Genomic DNA, 1,568 nt, shown 5'->3' with positions numbered 1-1,568 from the left:
GGACACAGACCCGTGAATCACCTGTACCGGGGCGCGCGTCAGCGCCGTCGGGCGGAGCCCGACGATGCAGTTGCCGGTGGTTGTCAGGCCGCGGGGTCGATGACCACGGTGTGGCCGAGCTTCTCCAGTTGCGCGACGAGCCGGCGGGTGTGGGCTTCCTCGTTTCGTTTGGCCAGCCACTCGGGGCCGAGGTCGCGGTAGGGCTCGTCGCGCTTGAGCATGTAGTAGGCGGTGGTCAGGATCGAGTGTGCGACCGCGATCTGCGCGCGACTCATCCCACGGCGCCGGGTCAGGCGGGCGTGCTGGACCGCGAGGTGGTTCTTGCCGTGCATGCGGCCAACGGATCCGGCGGCCTCGACGAGCATCGCGGAGAGCCACTTGTTCCCTCGGCGGCGACCAGCCGGGGTCCGTTTGCCGGCCGACTCATAGATCGCCGGAGCCAACCCTGCCCATGAGGCGAGGTGGGCCGCAGTCTGGAACTTCGACATGTCGCCGCCGGTCTCGGCGATGATCACCTGCGCGACCTTCGGACCCACGCCAGGGATGGTCTGCAGCAGCTCGATCTGGTGTGCCCACGGTGCACAGGCCGCCTCGATCGCGACGTCGAGCTCGACCATGTCGCGCTCGACCCGGTCGAGCCGATCCAGGATCGACCTGGCGAGCTGGGCGTGGTGGGCATCGAAGTGGCCCTCGAGTGCTTGGGCCAGGTCCGGGATCTTCGTGCGCATCCGACCTTTGGCCATCTCGGCCAGCACCCGCGCGTCGGTCTCACCCTCGATCATCGCCGCGAGGATCGCCCGCGCGGAGACCGTCTTGAGCGAGGAGGCCACCACCGAGAGCTTGATCGAGGCATCCTCGAGCATCAGCTCCAACCGCACGATCTCCCGGGTCCGGTCACCGTGGAGCTGGGTCCGGTAGCGGGTCATCATCCGCAACCGCCGGATCTCAGGCGGCGGCACCAACGACGGGGTCAGCAGCCCGTGCTCGAGCAGCTGCGCGATCCACTCCGCATCACGCACGTCGGTCTTGCGGCCCGGTACCGCCTTCATGTGCGCGGCGTTGAGGAGCCAGACCTCCATCACCTCTTCGAGGCAGTAGAACGGCGGCTTCCAGTAGGTCGAGGTCGACTCCATCGCCGCGATCGTCACGCCCTGCTCCAGCAGCCAGTCGCGCATCACCATCAGCGAACCGGTCGTCGTCTTGAACGTCCGCGTCTCCTGGTGCCGACCACGCCTGGCCCCGGGCGTGCGCACGCTCACCGTCAACGACGCCTTGCCGATGTCCAGGCCAGCGACCCGGTCATAGAGAACTTCCATCTCGATCAACTCCCTCACCACTTGCGAGTGACCGGCCCGCCCGGACGGCCGGGCCGGGTGTCGCCCGGAAGGTCTTCTGCCGGGATACAGACCCACGCGCTCGCAGCAGCAATCCAAAGGCACCCGAAGACCCCACGCCATACACCTCAACGGGCTCACCCGCACCAGTGTGTCCCGACGTCGCCGAGCGACCCCCCGATTCTCATCCCCCAACGCAGCGACGAAGTCGCAAGCCTTCACACCTCTTGCACC

1 protein-coding gene is annotated in these 1,568 nt (G+C 67.7%); it reads right to left on the bottom strand.

Translation table 11 applies throughout. The features are described from left to right. Positions 1-83 precede the first annotated feature (83 nt). Positions 84-1,475: an IS110 family RNA-guided transposase gene (locus ACYVDA_RS20675; RefSeq protein WP_460820428.1), complete on the bottom strand. Its 1,392-nt coding sequence runs from the start codon at positions 1,473-1,475 to the stop codon at positions 84-86. Positions 1,476-1,568 lie beyond the last annotated feature (93 nt).

The organism is Nocardioides korecus (assembly GCF_054778395.1).
Note: the sequence above shows the minus strand (reverse complement) of the source record. Positions and strands in the feature narration are given on the sequence as shown.